Genomic DNA, 1,150 nt, shown 5'->3' on the forward strand with positions numbered 1-1,150 from the left:
CCCAAGTAGCACGGGGCCCGAGAAATCCCGTGTGAATCTGGCGGGACCACCCGCTAAGCCTAAATATTCCCTGGTGACCGATAGCGGATAGTACCGTGAGGGAATGGTGAAAAGTACCGCGGGAGCGGAGTGAAATAGTACCTGAAACCGTGTGCCTACAAGCCGTGGGAGCGTCGTCAGTTTCGGCTGGCCGTGACTGCGTGCCTTTTGAAGAATGAGCCTGCGAGTTTGCGGTGTGTAGCGAGGTTAACCCGTGTGGGGTAGCCGTAGCGAAAGCGAGTCCGAATAGGGCGTTTGAGTTGCATGCCCAAGACCCGAAGCGGAGTGATCTAGCCATGGGCAGGTTGAAGCGCGGGTAAGACCGTGTGGAGGACCGAACCCACCAGGGTTGAAAACCTGGGGGATGACCTGTGGTTAGGGGTGAAAGGCCAATCAAACTCCGTGATAGCTGGTTCTCCCCGAAATGCATTTAGGTGCAGCGTCACGTGTTTCTTGCCGGAGGTAGAGCACTGGATAGGCGATGGGCCTTACCGGGTTACTGACCTTAGCCAAACTCCGAATGCCGGTAAGTGAGAGCGTGGCAGTGAGACTGTGGGGGATAAGCTCCATGGTCGAGAGGGAAACAGCCCAGAACACCGACTAAGGTCCCTAAGCGTGTGCTAAGTGGGAAAGGATGTGGAGTCGCAGAGACAACCAGGAGGTTGGCTTAGAAGCAGCCACCCTTGAAAGAGTGCGTAATAGCTCACTGGTCAAGTGATTCCGCGCCGACAATGTAGCGGGGCTCAAGCACATCACCGAAGTCGTGTCATTGCAGTAATACTCCCAACGGAGGCTGTGATGGGTAGGGGAGCGTCGTGTTCCGGGTGAAGCGGCCGAGGAATCGAGTCGTGGACGGGATACGAGTGAGAATGCAGGCATGAGTAGCGATACAAGAGTGGGAAACTCTTGCGCCGATTGACCAAGGGTTCCTGGGTCAAGCTGATCTGCCCAGGGTAAGTCGGGACCTAAGGCGAGGCCGACAGGCGTAGTCGATGGACAACGGGTTGATATTCCCGTACCCGCTTTGAAGCGCCAGCGCTGAACCTCTTGATGCTAAGCCCGTGAAGCCGCCCTGAGACCTTCGGGTCGAGGGGAGTGGTGGAGCCGGTGG

At 57.1% G+C, this 1,150-nt stretch carries 1 rRNA gene (cut by a window edge); it reads left to right on the forward strand.

Annotated elements, in window-relative coordinates:
* A 23S ribosomal RNA gene (locus ACZ38L_RS39075) occupies positions 1 to 1,150 on the forward strand; its annotated part runs 1,602 nt beyond the window's last position; the annotation flags it as partial.

It is taken from the genome of Kitasatospora sp. NPDC024654 (assembly GCF_055559155.1).